At 59.7% G+C, this 21830-nt stretch carries 25 protein-coding genes; 16 read left to right on the top strand and 9 right to left on the bottom strand.

Annotated features, from left to right (window positions below):
- Positions 1-123: 123 nt before the first annotated feature.
- The gene (locus tag D8U82_RS26190) at positions 124-1344 is read right to left on the bottom strand and encodes a CaiB/BaiF CoA-transferase family protein (protein ID WP_130903252.1); all 1221 of its coding nucleotides are present in this window, start codon (positions 1342-1344) and stop codon (positions 124-126) included.
- A gap of 14 nt (positions 1345-1358) precedes the next feature.
- Positions 1359-2540, bottom strand: a complete 1182-nt coding sequence (locus tag D8U82_RS26185; protein WP_130903251.1) for an acyl-CoA dehydrogenase — start codon at positions 2538-2540, stop codon at positions 1359-1361.
- 157 nt (positions 2541-2697) lie between these two features.
- Between D8U82_RS26185 and D8U82_RS26180 the strand changes: the two genes are divergently transcribed.
- The 10 genes from D8U82_RS26180 to D8U82_RS26135 all read left to right on the top strand — a co-directional run bounded on the left by D8U82_RS26180 (position 2698) and on the right by D8U82_RS26135 (position 12549).
- A complete protein-coding gene (locus tag D8U82_RS26180) occupies positions 2698-3597 on the top strand; it encodes a LysR family transcriptional regulator (RefSeq protein ID WP_130888824.1) in 900 nt (299 codons plus the stop codon).
- Positions 3598-4031: 434 nt separating this feature from the next.
- A complete protein-coding gene (locus tag D8U82_RS26175; RefSeq protein WP_123441957.1) occupies positions 4032-5153 on the top strand; it encodes a Re/Si-specific NAD(P)(+) transhydrogenase subunit alpha in 1122 nt (373 codons plus the stop codon).
- Positions 5154-5168: 15 nt separating this feature from the next.
- The gene (locus tag D8U82_RS26170) at positions 5169-5489 is read left to right on the top strand and encodes an NAD(P) transhydrogenase subunit alpha (RefSeq protein WP_003220416.1); all 321 of its coding nucleotides are present in this window, start codon (positions 5169-5171) and stop codon (positions 5487-5489) included.
- On the top strand, positions 5489-6922 hold the full coding sequence (locus tag D8U82_RS26165) for an NAD(P)(+) transhydrogenase (Re/Si-specific) subunit beta (protein WP_110644713.1): 1434 nt from the start codon (positions 5489-5491) through the stop codon (positions 6920-6922). The genes D8U82_RS26170 and D8U82_RS26165 overlap by 1 nt, the downstream gene beginning before the upstream one ends.
- 214 nt (positions 6923-7136) lie before the next feature.
- Positions 7137-8630: an acetyl-CoA hydrolase/transferase family protein gene (locus D8U82_RS26160; protein ID WP_130903250.1), complete on the top strand. Its 1494-nt coding sequence runs from the start codon at positions 7137-7139 to the stop codon at positions 8628-8630.
- Between the two features lie 321 nt (positions 8631-8951).
- Positions 8952-9167 (top strand): DUF1127 domain-containing protein, encoded by a 216-nt coding sequence (locus D8U82_RS26155; protein WP_007911656.1) that lies wholly within the window; start codon positions 8952-8954, stop codon positions 9165-9167.
- Positions 9168-9499: 332 nt separating this feature from the next.
- The gene (locus D8U82_RS26150) at positions 9500-9817 is read left to right on the top strand and encodes a DUF2388 domain-containing protein (protein ID WP_122612907.1); all 318 of its coding nucleotides are present in this window, start codon (positions 9500-9502) and stop codon (positions 9815-9817) included.
- A gap of 108 nt (positions 9818-9925) precedes the next feature.
- Positions 9926-10243 (top strand): DUF2388 domain-containing protein, encoded by a 318-nt coding sequence (locus tag D8U82_RS26145; RefSeq protein ID WP_024015031.1) that lies wholly within the window; start codon positions 9926-9928, stop codon positions 10241-10243.
- A 27-nt stretch (positions 10244-10270) separates the two neighbouring features.
- Entirely contained in the window at positions 10271-10591 is a 321-nt protein-coding gene (locus D8U82_RS26140) for a DUF2388 domain-containing protein (protein ID WP_041476450.1), read from the top strand.
- The gene (locus D8U82_RS26135; protein ID WP_130903249.1) at positions 10588-12549 is read left to right on the top strand and encodes a DUF4105 domain-containing protein; all 1962 of its coding nucleotides are present in this window, start codon (positions 10588-10590) and stop codon (positions 12547-12549) included. The genes D8U82_RS26140 and D8U82_RS26135 overlap by 4 nt, the downstream gene beginning before the upstream one ends.
- Before the next feature lie 58 nt (positions 12550-12607).
- Here D8U82_RS26135 and trpA read toward each other — a convergent pair whose 3' ends face one another.
- Positions 12608-13417: a tryptophan synthase subunit alpha gene (gene trpA, locus D8U82_RS26130; RefSeq protein WP_024015029.1), complete on the bottom strand. Its 810-nt coding sequence runs from the start codon at positions 13415-13417 to the stop codon at positions 12608-12610.
- Positions 13417-14649: a tryptophan synthase subunit beta gene (gene trpB / locus D8U82_RS26125; RefSeq protein ID WP_016772302.1), complete on the bottom strand. Its 1233-nt coding sequence runs from the start codon at positions 14647-14649 to the stop codon at positions 13417-13419. Before trpB ends, trpA begins: the two co-directional genes overlap by 1 nt.
- Positions 14650-14762: 113 nt before the next feature.
- On the opposite strand from trpB, the gene D8U82_RS26120 reads away from it, so the two are divergent.
- Positions 14763-15680, top strand: a complete 918-nt coding sequence (locus D8U82_RS26120; protein ID WP_122751344.1) for a LysR family transcriptional regulator — start codon at positions 14763-14765, stop codon at positions 15678-15680.
- Here the strand turns inward: D8U82_RS26120 and D8U82_RS26115 are convergent.
- Positions 15653-15979: a DUF883 family protein gene (locus tag D8U82_RS26115; protein WP_039757078.1), complete on the bottom strand. Its 327-nt coding sequence runs from the start codon at positions 15977-15979 to the stop codon at positions 15653-15655. The genes D8U82_RS26120 and D8U82_RS26115 overlap by 28 nt on opposite strands.
- A gap of 166 nt (positions 15980-16145) precedes the next feature.
- Between D8U82_RS26115 and D8U82_RS26110 the strand changes: the two genes are divergently transcribed.
- On the top strand, positions 16146-16361 hold the full coding sequence (locus D8U82_RS26110) for a dodecin (RefSeq protein ID WP_016772305.1): 216 nt from the start codon (positions 16146-16148) through the stop codon (positions 16359-16361).
- A 129-nt stretch (positions 16362-16490) separates the two neighbouring features.
- On the top strand, positions 16491-16715 hold the full coding sequence (locus D8U82_RS26105) for a DUF1161 domain-containing protein (RefSeq protein WP_130903248.1): 225 nt from the start codon (positions 16491-16493) through the stop codon (positions 16713-16715).
- A gap of 172 nt (positions 16716-16887) precedes the next feature.
- Here the strand turns inward: D8U82_RS26105 and D8U82_RS26100 are convergent, their stop codons facing one another.
- Positions 16888-17889 (bottom strand): LLM class flavin-dependent oxidoreductase, encoded by a 1002-nt coding sequence (locus D8U82_RS26100; protein ID WP_024015025.1) that lies wholly within the window; start codon positions 17887-17889, stop codon positions 16888-16890.
- A gap of 240 nt (positions 17890-18129) precedes the next feature.
- Here D8U82_RS26100 and D8U82_RS26095 point away from each other — a divergent pair, with 240 nt between their 5' ends.
- Positions 18130-18561: an OsmC family protein gene (locus D8U82_RS26095; protein ID WP_016772308.1), complete on the top strand. Its 432-nt coding sequence runs from the start codon at positions 18130-18132 to the stop codon at positions 18559-18561.
- Between the two features lie 239 nt (positions 18562-18800).
- The gene (locus D8U82_RS26090; protein WP_125927293.1) at positions 18801-19040 is read left to right on the top strand and encodes a DUF1161 domain-containing protein; all 240 of its coding nucleotides are present in this window, start codon (positions 18801-18803) and stop codon (positions 19038-19040) included.
- Positions 19041-19047: 7 nt separating this feature from the next.
- On the opposite strand, the gene D8U82_RS26085 is transcribed toward D8U82_RS26090, so the two are convergent.
- Both D8U82_RS26085 and D8U82_RS26080 read right to left on the bottom strand, forming a co-directional pair.
- Positions 19048-19467, bottom strand: coding sequence for a hypothetical protein (locus tag D8U82_RS26085; protein ID WP_016772310.1), 420 nt, complete (start codon positions 19465-19467; stop codon positions 19048-19050).
- Between the two features lie 39 nt (positions 19468-19506).
- On the bottom strand, positions 19507-19929 hold the full coding sequence (locus tag D8U82_RS26080; protein ID WP_016772311.1) for a hypothetical protein: 423 nt from the start codon (positions 19927-19929) through the stop codon (positions 19507-19509).
- Between the two features lie 58 nt (positions 19930-19987).
- Here D8U82_RS26080 and D8U82_RS26075 point away from each other — a divergent pair, with 58 nt between their 5' ends.
- Positions 19988-21079 (top strand): aminopeptidase, encoded by a 1092-nt coding sequence (locus tag D8U82_RS26075; protein ID WP_130903247.1) that lies wholly within the window; start codon positions 19988-19990, stop codon positions 21077-21079.
- A gap of 98 nt (positions 21080-21177) precedes the next feature.
- On the opposite strand, the gene D8U82_RS26070 is transcribed toward D8U82_RS26075, so the two are convergent.
- Entirely contained in the window at positions 21178-21828 is a 651-nt protein-coding gene (locus D8U82_RS26070; protein ID WP_016772313.1) for an HAD family hydrolase, read from the bottom strand.
- Positions 21829-21830: the final 2 nt, after the last annotated feature.

Below are 21830 nucleotides of genomic sequence, written 5' to 3'. Positions count from 1 at the left end.
CGAATTATAGACCTCTGGAATCTGCCGTCAACCGTTAATTTCGCTTTTCTTTCAATAACTTGCGTATTGGTTAAAAAACACCCAATGAGATGAGAAAAGAGCTTCTTCTATATAGAAGAAGACTTAAAGGACGCCCTCCTCCTTCAACATAGCCACCGCACCCGCCCCCAGACCCAGCACACGCTGCAGAACCTCTAACGTGTGCTCACCTAATAAAGGAGGCGCATGACGATATTCAACGGGCGTCTCCGACAATCGAATCGGGCTGGCCACCTGGGGCACCATCCCCGCCAATGCATGAGGCAGTTCGATCGCCAGACCGCGCGCCTTCACTTGTGGATCCTCAAACACCTGCGACAGATCATTGATCGGCCCACAAGGCACACCCGCCAGCTCCAGTTGTGCAACCCACTCCGCCGTGGTCTTGAAGACCGTAGCTTGGCGGATCAACGGGATCAGCACCGCGCGGTTCGCTACCCGCAGCTTGTTGGTCGCGAAGCGCGGATCATCCGCCCACTGCGGTTGCCCCGCGACCTCGGCGAACTTGCGGAACTGCCCGTCATTACCCACGGTGAGAATGAAGTCGCCATCCGCCGTAGGAAAGTCCTGATAAGGCACGATATTCGGATGCGCATTGCCCAGGCGCTTCGGCGCATTGCCGGTGGTCAGGTAGTTCATCGCCTGGTTCGCCAGACACGCGACCTGTACATCCAGCAACGCCATATCGATGTGCTGGCCGCCACCGTCGTGATCGCGATGAGCCAATGCCGCGAGGATCGCCACCGTCGAATACAGCCCGGTAAGAATATCCGTCAGCGCCACGCCCACTTTCACCGGCCCGGCACCGTCGTCTCCTTCGGGTCGGCCGGTCAAACTCATCAAGCCGCCGAGCCCCTGGATCATGAAGTCATAGCCCGCACGCTTGGCATAAGGCCCGGTCTGGCCAAAGCCGGTGATTGAGCAGTAGATCAGGTTCGGGTTGAAAGCCCTCAGCGACTCATAGTCCAGACCATAGGCCGCCAGACCACCTACTTTAAAATTCTCAATCAGAATGTCCGACTTTGCTGCCAGGTCGCGCACCAGCTTCTGCCCTTCAGGCCGGGTGAAGTCGATGGTGACCGATTGCTTGTTGCGGTTTGCCGAGAGGTAATAAGCCGCTTCCGACGTGTTCTCGCCGTAAGCGTCTTTAAGGAAGGGCGGCCCCCAGGCGCGGGTGTCATCACCATTGCCCGGGCGCTCGACCTTAATCACTTCGGCGCCAAGGTCGGCGAGGATTTGCCCGGCCCAAGGCCCGGCCAGTACTCGCGATAAATCCAGTACCCGCAGATGCGACAGTGCGCCCATGGTCCGCCCTCCTGTTAATAGAACGCTTGCAGACCGGTTTGCGCACGCCCGAGGATCAGCGCGTGAACGTCATGGGTACCTTCATAGGTATTCACCACTTCCAGGTTGACGAGGTGACGGGCCACGCCGAACTCATCGGAGATGCCGTTACCACCGAGCATGTCCCGCGCCATCCGCGCGATATCCAGCGACTTGCCGCAGGAGTTGCGCTTCATGATCGAAGTGATTTCAACGGCGGCGGTACCTTCGTCCTTCATCCGGCCCAAGCGCAGGCAGCCTTGCAGTGCCAGAGTGATCTCGGTCTGCATGTCGGCGAGTTTCTTCTGTACCAGCTGAGTTGCGGCCAGCGGACGACCGAACTGCTGACGATCCAGAGTGTATTGGCGCGCGGTGTGCCAGCAGAATTCGGCCGCGCCCAGCGCGCCCCAGGAAATGCCATAGCGTGCGGAATTGAGGCAGGTGAACGGGCCTTTCAGGCCACGGACATCCGGGAAGATGTTTTCTTCCGGCACGAACACGTTGTCCATGACAATCTCACCGGTGATCGAAGCGCGCAGGCCGACCTTGCCGTGAATCGCCGGAGCGCTCAGACCTTTCCAGCCTTTCTCCAGAACGAAACCACGGATGTCGCCAGCATCGTCCTTGGCCCAGACCACGAATACGTCAGCGATCGGGCTGTTGGTGATCCACATCTTCGCGCCAGTCAGGCTGTAGCCGCCATCGACTTTGCGCGCCCGGCTTATCATCGCGCCCGGATCGGAACCATGGTTCGGCTCGGTCAGGCCAAAGCAACCGATCCATTCGCCGGATGCCAGCTTCGGCAGATACTTCTGTTTCTGTGCCTCGGTGCCGAATTCGTTAATCGGCACCATCACTAGCGAGGATTGCACGCTCATCATCGAGCGGTAGCCGGAGTCGACGCGCTCGACCTCTCGGGCAATCAGACCGTAGCTGACATAGTTCAGACCGCTGCCACCGTATTGTTCGGGAATGGTCGCACCGAGCAGGCCGACTTCACCCATCTCGCGGAAGATTGCCGGATCGGTCTTCTCATGACGGAAAGCTTCGAGCACACGCGGCGCCAGACTCTGTTGAGCGAACTGCGCGGCGGTGTCGCGGATCATCCGCTCTTCTTCGGTGAGCTGTTGATCCAGCAGCAGGGGATCGATCCAATTGAAACTAGCATTACCGCCCATGAGTGTGCCCTCGCAATCGGGTGAATTAACGTGGCATTGATCCTAGGCGCGGTTCGCCATCGCGGCAAACGAGGATTTCGCATCCTGTTGTGCTAATTTCTCACTCCGAAACGTCGCGAATAGCCTTTTATGCGGCGCATTAGTGAGGTTGACGTACATGCGCAGGAAGATCCCCAGCACCGCCGCCCTGATCAGTTTCGAAGCTGCCGCCCGCCATGAGAGCTTTACCCGTGCTGCTGAAGAACTGTCGCTCACCCAAGGCGCCATTTGCCGACAGATCGCCAGCCTGGAAGACTTCCTCAGCGTCGAGTTGTTCCGACGCTCGCGACGTGGAGTGAAACTGACCGAGGCGGGTCTTTCCTACAGTCGCCGGGTGGCGACTCAGCTCGATGCGGTGGAGCGCGACACCCTTTCGGTGATGGGCCAGCAGGGCACCAACGTTATCGAGCTCGCCGTCGTCCCGACCTTCGGCACGCAATGGCTGCTGCCACGGCTCAAGGATTTTCAGCTCAAGCACCCGGAAGTGACCGTCAACCTGACCAACCGCACTCGGCCTTTCCTGTTTGCCGATACCGAATTCGATGCCGCGATCTATTTCGGTGATGCCGATTGGTCGGGTACCGAATCCCACAGGTTGATGGGCGAAAATCCGATGCCGGTGTGCAGCCCCTCCCTACTCGGCGATCACACGCAGCTGACAGCGCAAGCCATCGCCGAGCTACCGCTGCTGCAGCAGACCACACGACCTTACGCCTGGCGCCAATGGTTCAACTCGCAGCAACTGAATATCCCTCGCGACATGACAGGTCCGCGCTACGAGCTATTCTCCATGCTTGCCCAGGCAGCCATGCACGACATGGGCGTCGCGCTGATTCCGCCGTTTCTGATCCAGCGCGAGCTGGCAGAGAAACGTCTGGTGGTTGCCAACCCTCAAGCGCTCTCCAGCATCAAGGCCTATTACCTGATGATTCCGGAGCGAAAGGTCGAATCGGCATCGCTGAAGGCATTTCGCGACTGGCTGGTAAATCAAGCGCAGAGCTACAGCCTAGAAGAATAAAGGCTTTGCGCAATACTTAACCCCGTAGTCAGGAAAATCAAAGCCCTACAGATATAACTATTTGTCGCTTTTGCGCAGACTGTATCCGAAAGTCGTACAGACGTCCCCCAAGCTTCCAAACACGTGGCTTTCAGCCTCTAATGGCGACTCATTGCTGCCTATTCACGCCACCGATGCGAATTTTTTTCAAATTCAGCCAGAATCCATGCAGGGCACGGTCTACAAGGGGTTCAACTGGTCATCTGCGTCATTCGGTCACGGCATGACTTGTAGTTAATTTTTCGTCACCCGTCATAATCCCTTGAAGGGCATAAAGTTCGCCTGCAAAATGCCGCGCCCCGCCCTGATTCGGCGGGATCGTGCTGATCGGCCGCCCCAGTCGCACCATCCGTAGTGCATGGGTTTACTCAATAAGATCACGCAGGAGATTTGACGTGCACATTGGTGTTCCTCTCGAAACCCAGACCGGTGAAACACGGGTTGCTGCAACCCCGGAAACCATCAAGAAGCTGATCAGCCAAGGCCATAAGGTCACTGTGCAAAGCGGCGCTGGCGTCAAAGCCAGTATCGTCGACAGTGCCTATGAAGCGGCCGGCGCAAGCATTGGCAGCGCCAATGACGCGTTTGGCGCCGAGCTGATTCTCAAAGTGATCGCGCCAAGCGATGCCGAACTGACGCTGATCAAGCGCGGTGCGGTGCTGGTGGGCATGCTCAACCCATTCAACAACGAGACCATCGCGAAGATGGCCGAGTGCGGCATTACCGCGTTCGCCCTCGAAGCGGCGCCGCGTACCTCGCGGGCGCAGAGTCTTGATGTGCTGTCGTCGCAGGCGAATATCGCCGGCTACAAAGCGGTGTTGCTCGCGGCTCACTATTACCCACGCTTCATGCCGATGCTGATGACTGCTGCGGGCACCGTGAAAGCGGCGCGCGTGCTGATTCTCGGCGCGGGCGTGGCCGGTTTGCAGGCGATTGCCACAGCGAAACGTCTGGGTGCGGTGATCGAAGCCTCCGACGTGCGTCCAGCGGTGAAGGAACAGATCGAATCCCTCGGCGCCAAGTTCGTCGACGTGCCTTACGAGACCGATGAAGAGCGCGAATGTGCCGTCGGTGTCGGCGGTTACGCGCGGCCGATGCCGGCGAGCTGGATGCAGCGCCAGGCGCAGGCTGTGCACGAGCGCGCCAAGCAGGCCGATATCGTCATCACCACCGCACTGATTCCGGGCCGCAAAGCGCCGACGCTGCTCAGCGCCGAGACCGTGGCACAGATGAAACCGGGCTCGGTGGTCATCGACCTCGCCGCCGCCCAGGGTGGCAACTGCCCACTGACCGTCGCCGATCAGGTCGTTGTGGAAAACGGTGTGACCATCGTTGGCCCGACCAACCTCGCCGGTGAAGTCGCTGCCGATGCTTCGGCGCTGTACGCACGCAACCTGCTGGACTTCCTCAAGCTGGTGTTCACCAAGGAAGGCCAGTTCGACGTCAACCTCGAAGACGACATCGTCGCCGCGTGCCTGATGTGCCGCGACGGCCAAGTCATCCGCAAAAACGCCTAAGCAGGGATTCAGACGATGGAAGAGCTTATCTCCCCCGGTATCTACAACCTGATCATCTTCGTGCTGGCGATTTATGTCGGTTACCACGTGGTCTGGAACGTTACGCCTGCGCTGCACACGCCGTTGATGGCGGTGACCAATGCCATTTCCGCGATCGTGATCGTCGGCGCCATGCTCGCCGCTGCGCTGACCGTTACGCCGCTGGGCAAGACCATGGGCACGCTGGCCGTGGCACTGGCGGCGGTCAATGTGTTTGGTGGCTTCCTGGTCACCCGCCGCATGCTTGAGATGTTCAAGAAGAAAGCCCCGAAAGCAAAAGAAGAGGCGCCGAAGTAATGAGCATGAATCTCGTCACGACGCTCTACCTGATCGCGTCGATCTGCTTTATCCAGGCCCTCAAAGGCCTGTCGCACCCGACCACTTCGCGGCGCGGCAACCTGTTCGGCATGCTTGGCATGGCGTTGGCGATCCTCACCACGGTCGGCCTCATCTATAAATTGGGCGCTGAGCTGGCTACGGCTGGTATCGGTTATGTGATCGTTGGCTTGCTGGTCGGCGGTACCGCCGGCTCGATCATGGCCAAGCGCGTTGAAATGACCAAGATGCCGGAACTGGTAGCGTTCATGCACAGCATGATCGGCCTCGCGGCGGTGTTCATTGCTATTGCGGCGGTAGTTGAGCCGCAGTCGTTGGGTATCGTTAAACAACTGGGCGATGCGATTCCGGCAGGCAACCGTCTGGAGCTGTTCCTCGGTGCTGCGATCGGTGCGATCACCTTCTCGGGTTCGGTGATCGCCTTCGGCAAGCTCTCGGGCAAATACAAGTTCCGTCTGTTCCAGGGCGCACCGGTACAGTTCGCCGGTCAGCACAAACTCAATGCGGTTCTGGGTCTGGCTACGCTGGTGCTCGGCCTGACCTTCATGTTCACCGGCAACCTCACTGCATTCGCACTGATGCTGGCTCTGGCGTTCGTGATGGGCGTGCTGATCATCATCCCGATCGGCGGCGCCGACATGCCGGTGGTGGTGTCGATGCTCAACAGCTATTCCGGCTGGGCGGCGGCGGGCATCGGTTTCTCGCTGAACAACTCGATGCTGATCATTGCCGGCTCGCTGGTGGGTTCGAGCGGTGCGATCCTCTCGTACATCATGTGCAAGGCGATGAACCGTTCCTTCTTTAATGTGCTGCTCGGCGGCTTCGGCAATACGGCAGACGCAGGTCCTGCCGGTGCGCAGGAAGCCCGTCCGGTGAAATCCGGCTCGGCTGATGACGCAACCTTCCTGCTGACCAACGCCGACACCGTGATCATCGTCCCGGGCTACGGTCTGGCAGTCGCCCGTGCACAACACGCACTGAAGGAACTGACCGAGAAGCTGACCCATCGCGGCGTGACCGTGAAGTACGCGATTCACCCGGTGGCCGGTCGCATGCCTGGGCACATGAACGTCCTGCTCGCCGAGGCCGAAGTGCCTTACGACCAGGTGTTCGAGATGGAAGACATCAACTCCGAGTTCGGTCAGGCCGACGTGGTGCTGGTGCTCGGTGCGAACGACGTGGTCAACCCGGCCGCGAAGAACGATCCGAAGTCGCCGATTGCCGGCATGCCGATTCTCGAAGCGTTCAAGGCCAAGACCATCATCGTCAACAAGCGCTCGATGGCCAGCGGCTACGCCGGTCTGGACAACGAACTGTTCTATCTGGACAAGACAATGATGGTTTTCGGCGACGCGAAGAAAGTCATCGAAGACATGGTCAAAGCGGTCGAGTAATTCACCACTGCAATAGCGAACGCCCCGACCTGTCGGGGCGTTTTTGGTTGCGCCAGACGCTGGACAATTTGCCGCGTTGTTGCAGATCCGGTAACGGTGTTTTACTGCAAACCCGCGAAATAGAGGCCTCGTTTGCGACCTTGGTAGCGGGACAGGCGCCGGCCAAATTAACTAGACTGCGCATCCTGCTACTCGTTGCCCGAGATAATAATCCATGTACCGTGACCGTATTCGCCTGCCTTCGTTGTTGGACAAAGTGATGAGCGCTGCCGACGCCGCTGCTCTGATTGAGGACGGCATGACCGTCGGCATGAGCGGTTTCACCCGCGCCGGCGAAGCCAAGGCCGTTCCCCATGCACTGGCCGAGCGCGCCAAGGTCACGCCGCTGAAGATCAGCCTGATGACCGGCGCCAGCCTGGGCAACGACCTCGACAAGCAACTGACCGAGGCCGGCGTGCTGTCGCGGCGCATGCCGTTTCAGGTCGACAGCACGTTGCGCAAGGCAATCAACGCCGGCGAAGTGATGTTCATTGACCAGCATCTCTCGGAAACCGTAGAGCAGTTGCGCAACCAGCAATTAAAGCTGCCGGACATTGCCGTCATCGAGGCAGTCGCCATCACTGAACAAGGCCATATCGTGCCGACCACTTCGGTGGGCAACTCGGCCAGCTTCGCGATCTTCGCCAAACAAGTGATCGTCGAGATCAACCTCGCCCACAACGCCAACCTCGAAGGCCTGCACGACATCTATATCCCGACGTACCGCCCGACGCGCACGCCAATCCCGCTGGTGAAAGTCGACGATCGCATCGGCAGCACGGCAATTCCGATTCCGCCGGAGAAGATCGTTGCGATTGTCATCACTCAGCAGTCGGACTCGCCGTCCACAGTGTCGGTACCGGACGTTGATACCAATGCCATCGCCGAACACCTGATCACCTTCTTCAAGCAGGAAGTCGCGGCCGGCCGCATGACCAACAAGCTCGGCCCGCTGCAGGCTGGCATTGGCAACATCGCCAACGCGGTGATGTGCGGCTTGATCGACTCGCCGTTCGAAGACCTGACCATGTATTCGGAAGTGCTGCAGGACTCGACTTTCGACCTGATCGATGCCGGCAAGCTGAGCTTCGCCTCGGGCAGTTCGATCACCCTGTCCGAGCGGCGCAACAGCGACGTGTTCGGCAACCTGGAGAAGTACAAGGACAAACTGATTCTGCGGCCGCAGGAGATCTCTAATCACCCGGAAGTGGTGCGCCGTCTGGGCATCATCGGCATCAACACCGCGCTGGAGTTCGACATCTACGGCAACGTCAACTCCACCCATGTCTGCGGTACGCGGATGATGAACGGCATCGGCGGCTCCGGCGACTTCGCGCGCAATGCGCATCTGGCGGTATTCGTGACCAAGTCGATCGCCAAGGGTGGCGCGATTTCCAGCGTGGTGCCGATGGTCAGCCACGTCGACCATACCGAGCATGACGTCGACATTCTGGTGACCGAGGTCGGCCTCGCCGACCTGCGTGGCCTGGCGCCACGGGAGCGTGCACGAGTGATCATCGACAACTGCGTGCATCCGGACTTTCGCCAGGCACTGAATGACTACTTCAGCGCTGCCTGTGCAATCGGCGGTCACACCCCGCACATTCTGCGCGAAGCGCTGAGCTGGCATGTGAACCTGGAAGAAACCGGGCGCATGCTGGCGGTGTGATTCACACAGATATCCATCGACGCAAACACAGTTTTGCGTCGATGGATCTTCGCTAGGAGAATAATCGTCGAAAACTGTACTGCTGTACCGGTCTTTTCCTACAGCAAAGCCCTACTCAATCCCCTGATACGAGCGGAAATGCACCAATCGAGTGCGGACAGGTACAGTTTGCCCAATTTCGACCCGTACACCATCCATAAACAGTTAACTGCTCACTCACAATACAAATGAACTGTATCTACAGAGACTATCCAAACGAGAGGATCATGGGCACCAGTCAAACCACTACCTGATCCCGCCACAAGCGGAAGGATGTCAACCATGGAACGTACACTCAGTTCCGAACTGTTCTTCGAAGACAAAGCTGTAAACACCCAGGCTTCCCTGCCTCTGCGCGTTATTGCCAACCTGATGTTGTGGCAGCGCCGCATCTCCAGCCGCCACCAATTGGCCCGTCTGGATTCGCGTCTGCTGGCTGATGCCGGTATCAGCGAAGCACAACGCTACGAAGAGCTGAGCAAGCCGTTCTGGCGCTAAGCAGCGTCGCTGGCTCTGGTCGTCAGACCCACCGCCAGCAACCCGAATTGCACAAGCAGAACCCGTCGTGGGCAACCACGACGGGTTTTGTCGTTTCAGGGCCTTGGATGCTCTTAAACACACCCTGAACGAGCACAGGTACAATTTACGAAACACTAGAATAATACCGGTACAGTTATCCAGGACCTTTGAAGTATCACTGGCCACCACTGGGCGAACCGCATCTGGCAGCCTAATATCCATGCAGAACGTGGCGAACGTTGTGCAACAGGCGTCTGACTCCTCAGATACCGAGCCACCTCTCACTACGGTTTATCCAAAGGAGTTCCATCATGACCCGTCTTCGCCTGCTCAGTGCCGCCGCCCTGCTGGCCATGGCTGCCAACGCCAGTGCTACCAGCTTCATCGTGACCACCGACTCGATCGTCGGCGCGCTTAAAGCCACTTCCGACGCCACTTCCGATGTGACCTCCTCGTTCCGTGACGACAAGATTGTCCTCGCCGCCCGCGACGATGCCGCCAGCTTCGTGGCCAGCGAAGGCGATATTCGTGGAGTGAAGCTGGAAAGCGCGCTCGATCACATCCGCCATCAGGCGCCACAACTCAATGCCACCGATGCCCAATTGGCTCAGGCCATTCTGACCCTCTGATCGTTTGCGGTATTGCGGGACACGCCAGCCGTGTCCCGATGTTTCAACGCTGGCTCTGGCCCGGGCATTTGCGCTAGCCTTCAGGCTCGTTAACAGTTGTCGAGTCCCATGCGCTTTCTTCCAAACCTGCTCATCTCTTCTGCCTTGTTCAGCGCCTGCTGGGCGATGTCTGCCAATGCCTTCGATGCTTTCAATGCATCGACCCAAGGCACGGTTGTCAGCGGTTACGCGACCAGCATGGTGTCTTCTGCGCCGTTCGACCGTAAACTGCTGCTCGCCGCCCATGATGATGCGGCCGCCTTTGTTGCCAGTGACGGTGAATGGCGAGGCGCACGGCTGGAGTCCGCGCTGCATTACCTGCGCAAAACCCGGCCGAAACTTCATGCCAGCGACCTTGAACTGGCAGAGGCAATTCTCGTCCAATAGTTATCCTTGTCCTTCCGGAGTCGTTCCATGCGTAGCCCGCTGATTGCTGCCGCCCTTGGCCTGTTTGTGTTGGCCGATGTGGCCCAGGCGCACACCCTGGTAGCCACCAGTAACATCATCGTTCGTGCCTCCCAGCGCAGCATCGATTTCACTTCCGATACCACCACGTCGATTCGCGATTCGAAAATCATCCGCGAAGCCCACGACGACGCCGCCAGTTTCGTCGCCAGCAACGGTGACATCCGTGGCGCGCACCTCGAAGCCGCCCTCAACACCTTGCGCACTCGCGTGCCGGAAGCGCGCGACGCCAGTGATCAGGTACTCGCCGAAGCCATTCTCGCACTGTGAAGTCCGTTGGCGCCTGGCTGCTGGCCGGGGCGTTGTTGCTGCTTGGCAACAGCGCCCACGCCGGCCTGCAATTGCGGCTCAAGACCGAGGGTCTGAGCCCGGCTCAACAACAGGCCAGTCAGGCGCTGATCGATGAGGCGATGGCGAAACTGCCGCCGAGCTTCATCGAGCGGCTGGATCGGCGCATCGACGTCGGCTGGACCGACGACATGCCTGCCAACGCTTACGGGCAGGCGACGCTGGTGTCCGAGCTCGATCTGAACCGCAAGCTGCTCGCCAGCCTCACCGATGGCAGCGCGGCGAAAGAGAAAACCAATCGTCCTCACGGCACTGTGCGCCAGGAACTACTGGCCACAGTGCTGCACGAAATCACGCATATCTACGACCGCGCGCGTTTATGGCCGAGCGCCGAGCGCACGTTGATCCAGCGCTGCACCCGACGCTTCAACAGCGCCGGGCTGATCGGCATTCCCGATGAGTGTCGCGGGCAGAACGGTCGCCGCTTCACCATCAGCGATGACCCGCGCCTGCTCGATCTGGCCGGGTGGCAACAGTACGTCGGCCGCCGTGGCGAGCGTGAACAACACAACCGCCAGATCGCCCGCAGTCCGGATCTTTACGAGATCTCCAGTCCCAAGGAATTCGTCGCGGTCAACATGGAGTACTTCCTCCTCGACCCGAGCTACGCCTGCCGCCGCCCGGCGCTGTATCGCTATTACAAGGAACATTTCGGCTGGGCGCCGCCAGCGCAGGACACCTGCAGCAAGAGCTTCGCCTTTCTCAATGCGGGCAATGACTTCGCCAAGCAGCCTCTGGGGCAAGTCGATCCGGAACGGGTCTACGCGGTCGATTACCTGCTGGCCGAGGCCAATCAGAACTGGGTCAGCCGCTGGGGTCACAGCATGCTGCGCCTGGTGATCTGCGCCCCCGGTCGCCCGCGTGGCCCGGATTGCCGCCTCGACCTCGATCAGCACCTGGTGCTGTCCTATCGCGCTTTCGTTGGCGATGTGCAGCTGTCGAGCTGGGACGGACTGGTCGGCAAATACCCGTCACGGCTGTTCGTGTTGCCGCTGGCGCAAGTGATCGACGAATACACCAAGACCGAGCTGCGCAGCCTCGCTTCAGTGCCGCTGAACCTGTCTCGCGAGGAGATCGAGGGCGTGGTCGAACATGCTGCCGAGATGCACTGGAGCTACGACGGCAACTATTTCTTCCTGTCCAACAACTGCGCGGTAGAGGGTTTGAAACTGTTGCGCAGCGGCAGCAATAACAGCCAACTGGTCGGGCTAGACAGCATCATGCCCAACGGCTTGCTGGAAGTGCTCAAGGGCCGTGGTCTGGCCGATACCAGTGTGCTCGACAATCCGAAAGAAGCGCTGCGCCTGGGTTACCGCTTCGACTCGTTCCGCGATCGCTATCAAGCGATGTTCGATGTATTGAAGAAGCAGCTGCCGATCAAGCAGACCACTGTCGAAGACTGGCTGTCACTCAGCGCTGAACAACGCCGCGAATGGTTCGACCGCGCCGACCTGCGCACCAGCGCGGCGCTGTTGCTGCTCGAGCAAGCCAGTTTCCGCCGGCAGTTATTGCTGGCCCAGGACGAGGTCAAGCAACGCTACCTCGGTGCCCGCGAGCTGGAAAACGGCGGCATGGACAAAGCCAATGCGACCTTGCAGGAGATCCTCGCCAACAGTGGTTTCCTCAGCCGCCCGGCGGAACTGCTCGACTCCAAAGGTTACGGACTGCCTCAGCCGAGCGAGTTCGGCCGACTGGAAGCGGAAAGCAGCCAGCGGCAGAAGAAGCTGCTGGCACTGTCCGGCGATCTCGATACCGAAGTGCGCAAGCTGCTTGAACCCAAGCGCGCCGCCGAGATTGCCGCCAGCGAGGCCAACGTCAAGCAGATTGGCGAGCATCTGCGCAAACTGCACAAGGCTTCGGGCGGACTGCAATTACCCTGAGCACAAAAAAAGGCTTCAGAACGCCTGTTCTGAAGCCTTTTAGTTTTCCCCTGCGGCTTTAGACGCGAGCCTTGCGCACGCCTTGGGACAGCGCCGAACACAGGCTCAACACGCCATCGATGGCCTGCTCAGGCGTATCGGCACTGGCGATGTGATCGATCAACGCCGAGCCCACCACCACACCGTCAGCCAGACGCGCGATGGCCGCGGCCTGCTCCGGTGTACGGATACCGAAGCCAATGCTGATCGGCAGGTCGGTATGCCGACGCAGACGTGCAACCGCCTCTTCCACATGTTCCAGAGTCGCTGCACCTGCGCCGGTGACACCCGCGACCGACACGTAGTAGACAAAACCGGAACTGCCGTTGAGCACACGCGGCAGACGTGCGTCGTCGGTGGTCGGCGTGGTCAGGCGGATGAAGTCCAGGCCAGCAGCCTGCGCCGGGTCGCACAGCTCTTCGTTGTGCTCTGGTGGCATGTCGACCACGATCAGGCCGTCAACGCCAGCCTCTTTGGCTTCGGCGATGAAACGCTCGACGCCGAATTTGTGAATCGGGTTGAAGTAGCCCATCAACACTAGCGGCGTGTCGCTGTTGCCTTCACGGAACTCGCGAACCATTTGCAGGGTTTTCGCCAGATTCTGTTTGGCGCCCAGTGCGCGGATATTGGCCAGCTGGATCGCCGGGCCATCGGCCATCGGATCGGTGAACGGCATGCCCAGCTCGATCACATCGGCACCTGCGGCAGGCAGGCCTTTGAGGATTGCCAGCGAAGTGTCGTAGTCAGGATCACCTGCAGTGACAAAGGTCACCAGCGCGGCGCGGTTCTGTTGCTTGAGGTCGGCAAAGCGGGTTTGCAGGCGGCTCATCAGTGTTTCTCCTGCTGCGACTGTTGCATATGGTGCATCACGGTTTGCATGTCCTTGTCACCACGGCCCGAGAGGTTGACCACCATCAGGTGATCCTTCGGCAGCTTCGGTGCGCGCTTGAACACTTCGGCCAGAGCGTGGGCGCTTTCCAGGGCAGGAATGATCCCTTCCAGGCGGCAGCATTTGTGGAACGCTTCAAGAGCTTCGTCATCGGTTACCGAGGTGTACTGGACGCGGCCGATGTCATGCAACCAGGCGTGTTCAGGGCCGATGCCCGGATAGTCGAGGCCAGCGGAAATCGAGTGAGCGTCGATGATCTGCCCATCGTCGTCCTGCAGCAGGAAGGTGCGGTTACCGTGCAGCACGCCCGGCACCCCGCCGTTCAGGCTGGCCGCGTGCTTGCCGGTTTCGATGCCGTAACCGGCGGCTTCGACGCCGATGATCTCCACGCTCTTGTCGTCGAGGAACGGGTGGAACAGGCCCATGGCGTTGGAACCGCCACCGATGCACGCCACCAGACTGTCCGGCAGACGACCTTCCTGAGCCTGCAGCTGATCGCGGGTTTCCTTACCGATAACGGCCTGGAAGTCGCGGACCATTGCTGGATACGGGTGTGGGCCGGCTACGGTGCCGATCAGGTAGAAGGTGTTGTCGACGTTGGTCACCCAGTCACGCAGGGCTTCGTTCATCGCGTCTTTGAGGGTGCCGGTGCCAGCCACGACCGGGATGACTTCAGCGCCGAGCAGCTTCATGCGGAAGACGTTGGCCTGCTGACGTTCGATGTCAGTGGTGCCCATGTAGATCACGCAGTCCAGCCCGAAACGCGCAGCAACGGTGGCAGTAGCCACGCCGTGCATGCCGGCGCCGGTTTCGGCAATGATGCGCTTCTTGCCCATGCGCCGTGCCAGCAGAATCTGGCCGATGCAGTTGTTGATCTTGTGCGCGCCGGTGTGGTTCAGCTCTTCACGCTTGAGGTAGATCTTCGCGCCGCCGCAGAACTCGGTCAGGCGTTCGGCGAAATACAGCGGGCTCGGACGTCCGACATAATCACGCTGGAAGTAGGCCAATTCTTCCTTGAATGCCGGATCTTCCTTGGCCGCTTCGTATTCGCGAGCGAGGTCGAGGATCAACGGCATCAGGGTTTCCGCTACATAACGGCCACCGAACGCACCGAACAGGCCGTTGGCGTCAGGGCCGTTACGCAGATCAGAGGTGTTCGAAGTCTGGGTCATGGGTCGCTCCAGGTGAATTCGGTCAGAAGACAATGACGATCACTCTACCCCTGACTTTCCAGGCTGAAAACCGATAAGATCGCCGCAACCTGTCAGGAAAACTCACAGATACCATGAGCCATGACCTTCCCCCGCTGAATGCCTTGCGCGCCTTCGAGGCCACCGCTCGTCTGAACAGCGTTAGTCAGGCAGCCGAACAGCTGCACGTCACCCACGGCGCGGTCAGCCGCCAGCTCAAGGTGCTTGAAGAACATCTAGGGGTGAGCCTGTTCGTCAAGGACGGACGCGGCTTGAAACTCACAGATGCCGGAGCGCGTCTGCGCGATGCCAGCGCTGAGGCGTTCGATCGGTTGCGCAGTGTTTGCGCCGAACTGACGCAAAGCACAGCGGATGCGCCGTTCGTGCTGGGTTGTTCCGGGAGCCTGCTGGCGCGCTGGTTTATTCCGCGCCTGGGGCGGCTGAATGCCGATTTGCCGGATCTGCGTCTGCACCTGTCGGCCGGTGAAGGCGATCTCGATCCCCGGCGCCCGGGCCTTGATGCGTTGTTGCTGTTCGCCGAACCACCGTGGCCGGCCGATATGCAGGTCTATGAACTGGCGGCGGAACGCATCGGCCCCGTAATGAGCCCGTTGTATAGCGGTTATCAGAAGCTGCACACCGCTGTGGCCGCAGATCTTTTTGATGAGCCCTTGCTGCACACCACCTCTCGCCCACAAGCCTGGCCCAGCTGGGCGCAGCAAAACCACCTCGATCCCAAGGCGTTGAAGCTCGGGCAAGGGTTTGAGCATTTGTATTATTTGCTGGAGGCGGCTGTTGCAGGTCTCGGCGTGGCAATCGCGCCGGAGCCGCTGGTAACCGAAGATCTGAAGGCGGGTCGCCTGGTTGCGCCGTGGGGCTTCTGCGAAACCCCGGCGCAACTGGCGTTGTGGCTACCCAAGCGCGCCGCAGATGGACGCGCCCGGCAACTGGCGCAATGGCTCAAGAACGAGCTGCGCCAGCCTGATCACTCACCGCGCTTGAACAAAAAGTAGGCGGCGAGCAGACCGATTGCACCGACAGCCACGCCGGCTGTGGTCCATGGGTGTTCCTGCGCGTAGTCACGAGTGGCAATGCCGGTCTCGCGGGTTTTCACTTTGACTTCTTCGTACGCGTCGCTGAGCAGATGACGGGAATGTTTCAGCGCACTTTCGGCGTTGCTTTTCAGCGCCTTGAGGGTCTTGCGCGACTCGTCCGAAGCATCGTCTTTCAAGCTTTCCAACGATTTGAGCAGACTCTCGATCTCGGCTTCCATGCTTTGCAACGAGGCTTTACGTAAAGAGGTGTTGGCCATGGTGGCTCTCCTGCATTGGTGATGAGTGGCGTGTGTTGGTTGGGACTTCAGCATGTCCAGAAAGTGCAGAAATTCTGAACTTCGGCAGCGCAGCGGCGCCGAATTCATCAGTGCAATTGCCTGCTAGGCTCAATTTCACACGCCATTCCAACCCAAGGAGAACGCCATGAGTGATCATCACACCTACAAGAAAGTCGAGCTGGTCGGCTCGTCCACTACCAGCATCGAAGACGCCATCAACAATGCACTGGCCGAGGCGAACAAAACCCTGCGCAATCTGGAATGGTTTGAAGTGACCGAAACCCGTGGCCACATCGAAAATGGCCAGGTAGCGCACTTTCAGGTCACGCTGAAAGTCGGCTTCAAGATTGCCGCCAGCTGAGTTTGAGCTAGTCTTCTGAACTTGCGCGCTGGCCGAGTGCCATAGGGAATGGCAAAGCGCTACAAGGTGAGCGCATCGGGTGGATGACTCGATGCCCGCCTCTTTCAATCCGACCAGGGAGTGCGACCGATGAAGAAGTTCATGTTGGCAGTAGGTTTGTTGAGCCTTGCGGGTGGTGCGTTTGCAGCCGGCAAGCCATGTGACGAGCTGAAAAGCGAAATCGCCGCGAAGCTCGACGCCAAAGGCGTTTCCGGTTATTCGCTGGAGGTTGTCGACAAGGGTGCGGCGGCTGACGCCAAAGTGGTTGGCACCTGCGAAGGCGGCAGCAAGGAAATCGTCTACAAACGCGGTTGATTGCGCCTGAAATACAAAAGCCGACGTGGATGCGTCGGCTTTTTTGTGGGCTCCATGTGCCCGATGTGGGAGCGAGCTTGCTCGCGAAACCGGTGGGTCAGTCAACATATCGAGTGCCTGACACTCCGTCTTCGCGAGCAAGCTCGCTCCCACAAGGTATGTGTGGTGAATCTTAGCCCTTCATCACCTGCGCCAGCAGCTCGTAGGAATGCACGCGATCGGCATGCTCGTACAGGTCTGAGGTGAAAATCAGCTCGTCCGCCTGGGTCTGCTCGATCAACACCTCAAGCTTGGCGCGGATCTTCTGCGGGCCGCCGACCATGGCGAGGCCGAGAAAATCGCCCACCGCCTCACGTTCATGGGGCAGCCACAGACCGTCCATGGTTTTCACCGGCGGACGCTGCACCAGGCTCTGGCCACGCATCAACGCAAGAATGCGCTGGTACACCGACGTCGCCAGGTAATCGGCTTGCTCATCGGTATCCGCTGCCACCAGCGGCACGCCGAGCATCACGTACGGCTTGTCGAGCACCGCCGACGGTTTGAAGTGATTGCGGTAGATGCGGATCGCCTCGTGCATGAAGCGCGGCGCGAAGTGCGAGGCGAAGGCGTAAGGCAAGCCGCGCTCACCCGCCAATTGCGCACTGAACAGACTTGAGCCGAGCAGCCAGATCGGCACGTTGGTGCCGGTGCCGGGCATGGCGATCACGCGTTGCTCCGGGGTGCGCGGGCCGAGGTAGCGCATCAGTTCGGCAACGTCTTCAGGGAAGTCGTCAGCGCTGCCCGAGCGCTCACGGCGCAAGGCGCGGGCGGTCATCTGGTCAGAGCCGGGCGCGCGGCCCAGACCCAAGTCGATGCGTCCCGGGTACAGGCTCTCGAGGGTGCCGAACTGCTCGGCAATCACCAGCGGCGCATGGTTGGGCAGCATCACCCCGCCGGAACCGACGCGGATCGTCGACGTGCCTCCGGCCAGATAGCCGAGCAACACCGAAGTGGCCGAACTGGCGATGCCGTCCATGTTGTGGTGTTCGGCGACCCAGAAGCGCGTGTAGCCGAATTTCTCGGCATGCTGCGCCAGGTCCAGCGAGTTGCGCAGCGATTGCCCCGCGCTGCCGTTTTCGCGCACCGGCACCAGGTCGAGGGTGGAAAATTTAACGTCGGACAGTTTTTTCATTAACCTGCATCTCCGGGTGGGGAGGCAGGTTTTTCTTGCGAACGAAAACCTGCCAAATCCATAAGCGTGTTTTATGGAATGAGGGCATATACCCGAGATTCAATAGCAGCGACGAAATTTCCTACTAAAAAAGTCAACGATTCAGCCAGGCTGAACTTTGTTCCGCCGTCTATCCTCAGAAGCCTTGCTAGTAAAAACCGCGACGGCGCGGCGTTCCGCGCCATATTTGAGGAGGCAGACATGGCTATCGTGAAAAAGGCATCGGCGCATTGGGAAGGCGATCTGAAAACCGGTCTCGGCTCGATCTCCACCGAAACCGGCGTACTGCGCGAAGCGCCGTACGGCTTCAAGGCGCGCTTTGAAGGCGGCAAAGGCACCAACCCGGAAGAACTGATCGGCGCGGCCCACGCCGGCTGCTTCTCCATGGCGTTTTCGATGATTCTCGGCGATGCCGGCCTGAAGGCAGACAGCATCGACACCAACGCCGAAGTCACCCTCGATCAGGTTGACGGCGGCTTCGCGATCACTGCGGTGAAGCTGATTCTCAAGGCGAAAATCCCGGGCGCAACTCAGCAGCAGTTTGAAGAGCTGAGCAACAAGGCCAAGGAAGGGTGCCCGGTTTCCAAGGTGCTGAATGCGAAGATCACCCTTGAGGCTTCGCTGGTCAGCTGATTCGGCGTTTGCCGGGCTGCCGCCTTCGCGAGCAGGGCTCGCTCCCACGGGGGATTTGTGCACGTCGCAGATCCAGTGTGTGCGAGCTTGCTCGCGAAAGCAGTCTCGAAACCTGCTCAGCGGCCGGCAATTAATACAAGGTGTGAGCAAAGTCAGAACCCGCTCTGCAGAATTGTGGTCGAATAATCGACAGCAGCTTCAGCGCACACCCGTGCGCGCTGCCTCAAGGAGCTTCATCGATGAAACGTATTGGCTTGGCGATCCTTTGCAGTGCACTGGCCACGTCCGCTATCGCAGCCCCCAAAAAATGCGAGGAGCTTAGAAAGGAGATCGAGATCAAGATCCAGGCGAAGGCGATCCCAACGTACACCCTTGAAATCATCACGGCGGAAGAGGCGAAGCAGCACGACTCAGCCATGATCGTCGGCACTTGCGAGAACGGTACCAAGCGGATCATCTATCAGAGAAACGATAGCTGATTGCCTATCACGGCACGCAATTGATCTGCCGCTCGTTGGCAACGATCTGCCCCTGACGATTGATCAAGCGTGCACTTGGCGTAAAGGCCAGCGATCGGGCTTCAAGGCGGTAACGCTGCCCGGCCTCGAAGTGTTCATAGGGCACGGTCATGTAACACAGCCGCTCTTGCGGATCGGTATCCATGCCCTGACCACCCCCGAAGACTTCGAAGTCAAAGCGCACGGTGAGCTCATGACTACCGGGCGTCACCTGAAAAAAGCGTCCGTCGCGCAAGCGCTGTTTATCCAGGCGCTCGGCCATCAGCACTTTGCCGCCGGGGGTAGGCATGGCGAAGTCGACCCAGGCTTTGTCTGGATCGGCCGCCGGCAACGGGCTCTGACAACCGGCGAGCACACTGGCGGCCAGCAATGTCGTCAACTTGCGCATGATCGATATCCTTTGACGGGATTTGCAGCATAGCGCCGATCAACTGCTCTGACAGCCCGCCGGTGTGCCCTGGCCGACAACCTTGCGCTGTTCGTCATAAAGCTTGGCCCAAGGCCGGAAGCCGATGCTGCCCGCCTGCAGCTGATAGCGCTGGCCGGCGTTGAAGTCCTTGAATTTCACGCTCAACTGGCAATCGCGCCACAGCGGTTCGGCAGTCGGGCCGATGTTGGTGGCCTCGACCGGGAATTGATAGCGCACCTTCAGCTCATGGCTGCCGGGCTGCACTTCGAAATAACGTTTGTCGACAGCCTGTGTGGCATCGACTTGTACGGCTTGCAGCGCCGTGTCGTGTTGGCGAGCGTCAAGATCGATCCAGGCTTGCGAAGGGTCGGGGTCGGGCATTCCGAATCCGGCACAACCGGCCAGCGTCAGCAGGCCTCCTGTCAGCATCAACATGCGCATAGCGGTGCTCCTTGAGGCGGGATAGTCTTGGGGCAGACTTTCCGGGGAATTTCTTATTTTGATCAGGCCGTTTTCCAGCCTTGGGTTACTTGATCGCGTTTTTCCGATTTTGTTTCCGGGTGTGTTGTTTTTGTTGCTCAACGGTTGCACCAGCGTCAGCTATTACAGCCAGTTGGCCAGCGGCCAACTGCAATTGCTGCGCGCACGGGAGCCGGTCGAAAAAGTCATTGCCGACCCCAGCCGCGATGCCAAATTGCGCGCGCATCTGGCTCAATCACAAAAGGCCCGCATGTTCGCCAGCGAGCACCTGCATCTGCCGGACAACCAAAGCTATCGTCTGTACGCCGACATCGGCCGGCCGTTCGTGGTGTGGAACGTGTTCGCCACCGCAGAGTTTTCCCTGACGCCGCAGAATCACTGCTTCCCGATTGCCGGCTGCGTGGCCTATCGCGGCTACTACAGCCAGAGCGCCGCCCGTGGCGAAGCGGCGCTTCAGCGCTTGCAGGGCATGGACGTGTCGATCGGCGGGGTCGAGGCGTACTCGACGCTCGGCTGGTTCAATGACCCGATCCTCAATTCGATGATGGGCTGGGGCGACGAACGACTGGCCACGCTGATCTTTCATGAACTGGCGCACCAGAAGTTCTATGTGAAGGACGACACTGAATTCAACGAGTCTTTCGCCACCTTCGTCGAGCAGGAAGGCACGCGGCAATGGCGCGCGTTCCGCGGGCTGCCGGCGGAGTCGGATGCCAGGCTCAAGCAGCGTGACCAGTTCATCGGTCTGGTACTCGACACGCGCTCACGGCTGGAGACGCTGTATGCGCAGCCGCTGTCGGTTGAGCAGATGCGTGAGCGCAAAGCAGCTGAATTCGAGCGCTTGCGCCGGGAGTATCGGGTCATGCGCGACAGTCAGTGGGCCGGGGACAAACGCTATGACGCTTGGGTCAATGCGCCACTGAACAACGCGCGGTTGTTGCCGTTCGGGCTGTATGACCAGTGGGTGCCGGCGTTTGCGGCGCTGTTCAGGCAAATGGATGGGGATTGGCTGAGGTTTTATGCCGAGGTTGAGCGGTTGGGACGGTTGCCGGTTGATGAGCGTAAGGCGGCTTTGAGGGCCTTGGCAGTTCCTGAGTCCTCCAGCGGCTGACGGGCCTCATCGCTGGCAAGCCAGCTCCCACAGGGGCAGCGGTGAGCCTGAAGAATCGCTAACCTGTGGGAGCTGGCTTGCCAGCGATAGCCATCTGCTCAGCGCTGCAAAAACGCCTGATGCAACTCGTCCAAAGTTTCAAAGTGATAAGCCGGCGCCTCGGCATTCAGTTCTTCAAAACTGCCGAACCCATAGCCCACCGCCGCTGCATCCAGGCCATTGCTGCGCGCGCCGATCAGGTCGTGCTTGCGATCGCCGATCATCAGGGTCTGCGCGGGGTCCAGGCGTTCTTCCTCAAGCAAGTGCGCAATCAGCTCAACCTTGTTGGTCCGCGTGCCGTCCAGTTCGCTGCCGTAGATCACTTTGAAGTGGCGGGCGAAGTCGAAGTGCCGGGCGATCTCGCGGGCGAACACCCACGGTTTGGAGGTGGCGATGTACAACTGCCGCCCCTGCCCGCTCAAGGTTTCCAGCAACGGCGTGACCCCGTCGAACACCCGATTCTCATAGAGGCCGGTGACCTTGAAGCGCTCGCGATAGAAATTCACCGCTTCCCAGGCCCTGGCCTCGTCGAAGTCGTAGAACTGCATGAACGCTTGCAGCAGCGGCGGGCCGATGAAGTGTTCCAGTTTGCTCAGGTCCGGTTCGTCGATGCCGAGATTGGCCAAGGCAAATTGAATTGAGCGGGTGATGCCCTCACGCGGGTCGGTCAGGGTGCCATCGAGGTCGAACAGTACGGTCTGGTAATGCATGG

The sequence above is a fragment of the Pseudomonas sp. Sample_23 genome (genome assembly GCF_004307595.1).
In the GTDB taxonomy this organism is placed as follows: domain Bacteria; phylum Pseudomonadota; class Gammaproteobacteria; order Pseudomonadales; family Pseudomonadaceae; genus Aquipseudomonas; species Aquipseudomonas atacamensis.
This window is presented reverse-complemented; position numbering and strand designations above follow the sequence as displayed.

Bases quoted from the DNA above. Each gene is read 5' to 3' on its own strand.
- D8U82_RS26095 (WP_016772308.1), top strand. From the start codon at position 18,130: ATGGCTATCGTGAAAAAGGCATCGGCGCATTGGGAAGGCGATCTGAAA.
- D8U82_RS26190 (WP_130903252.1), bottom strand. From the start codon at position 1,344: ATGGGCGCACTGTCGCATCTGCGGGTACTGGATTTATCGCGAGTACTG.
- D8U82_RS26090 (WP_125927293.1), top strand. From the start codon at position 18,801: ATGAAACGTATTGGCTTGGCGATCCTTTGCAGTGCACTGGCCACGTCC.
- D8U82_RS26170 (WP_003220416.1), top strand. From the start codon at position 5,169: ATGGAAGAGCTTATCTCCCCCGGTATCTACAACCTGATCATCTTCGTG.
- D8U82_RS26155 (WP_007911656.1), top strand. From the start codon at position 8,952: ATGGAACGTACACTCAGTTCCGAACTGTTCTTCGAAGACAAAGCTGTA.
- D8U82_RS26165 (WP_110644713.1), top strand. From the start codon at position 5,489: ATGAGCATGAATCTCGTCACGACGCTCTACCTGATCGCGTCGATCTGC.
- D8U82_RS26140 (WP_041476450.1), top strand. From the start codon at position 10,271: ATGCGTAGCCCGCTGATTGCTGCCGCCCTTGGCCTGTTTGTGTTGGCC.
- D8U82_RS26145 (WP_024015031.1), top strand. From the start codon at position 9,926: ATGCGCTTTCTTCCAAACCTGCTCATCTCTTCTGCCTTGTTCAGCGCC.
- D8U82_RS26115 (WP_039757078.1), bottom strand. From the start codon at position 15,979: ATGGCCAACACCTCTTTACGTAAAGCCTCGTTGCAAAGCATGGAAGCC.
- D8U82_RS26080 (WP_016772311.1), bottom strand. From the start codon at position 19,929: ATGCGCATGTTGATGCTGACAGGAGGCCTGCTGACGCTGGCCGGTTGT.
- D8U82_RS26150 (WP_122612907.1), top strand. From the start codon at position 9,500: ATGACCCGTCTTCGCCTGCTCAGTGCCGCCGCCCTGCTGGCCATGGCT.
- D8U82_RS26120 (WP_122751344.1), top strand. From the start codon at position 14,763: ATGAGCCATGACCTTCCCCCGCTGAATGCCTTGCGCGCCTTCGAGGCC.
- D8U82_RS26070 (WP_016772313.1), bottom strand. From the start codon at position 21,828: ATGCATTACCAGACCGTACTGTTCGACCTCGATGGCACCCTGACCGAC.
- D8U82_RS26185 (WP_130903251.1), bottom strand. From the start codon at position 2,540: ATGGGCGGTAATGCTAGTTTCAATTGGATCGATCCCCTGCTGCTGGAT.
- D8U82_RS26085 (WP_016772310.1), bottom strand. From the start codon at position 19,467: ATGCGCAAGTTGACGACATTGCTGGCCGCCAGTGTGCTCGCCGGTTGT.
- trpA (WP_024015029.1), bottom strand. From the start codon at position 13,417: ATGAGCCGCCTGCAAACCCGCTTTGCCGACCTCAAGCAACAGAACCGC.
- D8U82_RS26160 (WP_130903250.1), top strand. From the start codon at position 7,137: ATGTACCGTGACCGTATTCGCCTGCCTTCGTTGTTGGACAAAGTGATG.
- D8U82_RS26110 (WP_016772305.1), top strand. From the start codon at position 16,146: ATGAGTGATCATCACACCTACAAGAAAGTCGAGCTGGTCGGCTCGTCC.
- D8U82_RS26180 (WP_130888824.1), top strand. From the start codon at position 2,698: ATGCGCAGGAAGATCCCCAGCACCGCCGCCCTGATCAGTTTCGAAGCT.
- trpB (WP_016772302.1), bottom strand. From the start codon at position 14,649: ATGACCCAGACTTCGAACACCTCTGATCTGCGTAACGGCCCTGACGCC.
- D8U82_RS26105 (WP_130903248.1), top strand. From the start codon at position 16,491: ATGAAGAAGTTCATGTTGGCAGTAGGTTTGTTGAGCCTTGCGGGTGGT.
- D8U82_RS26100 (WP_024015025.1), bottom strand. From the start codon at position 17,889: ATGAAAAAACTGTCCGACGTTAAATTTTCCACCCTCGACCTGGTGCCG.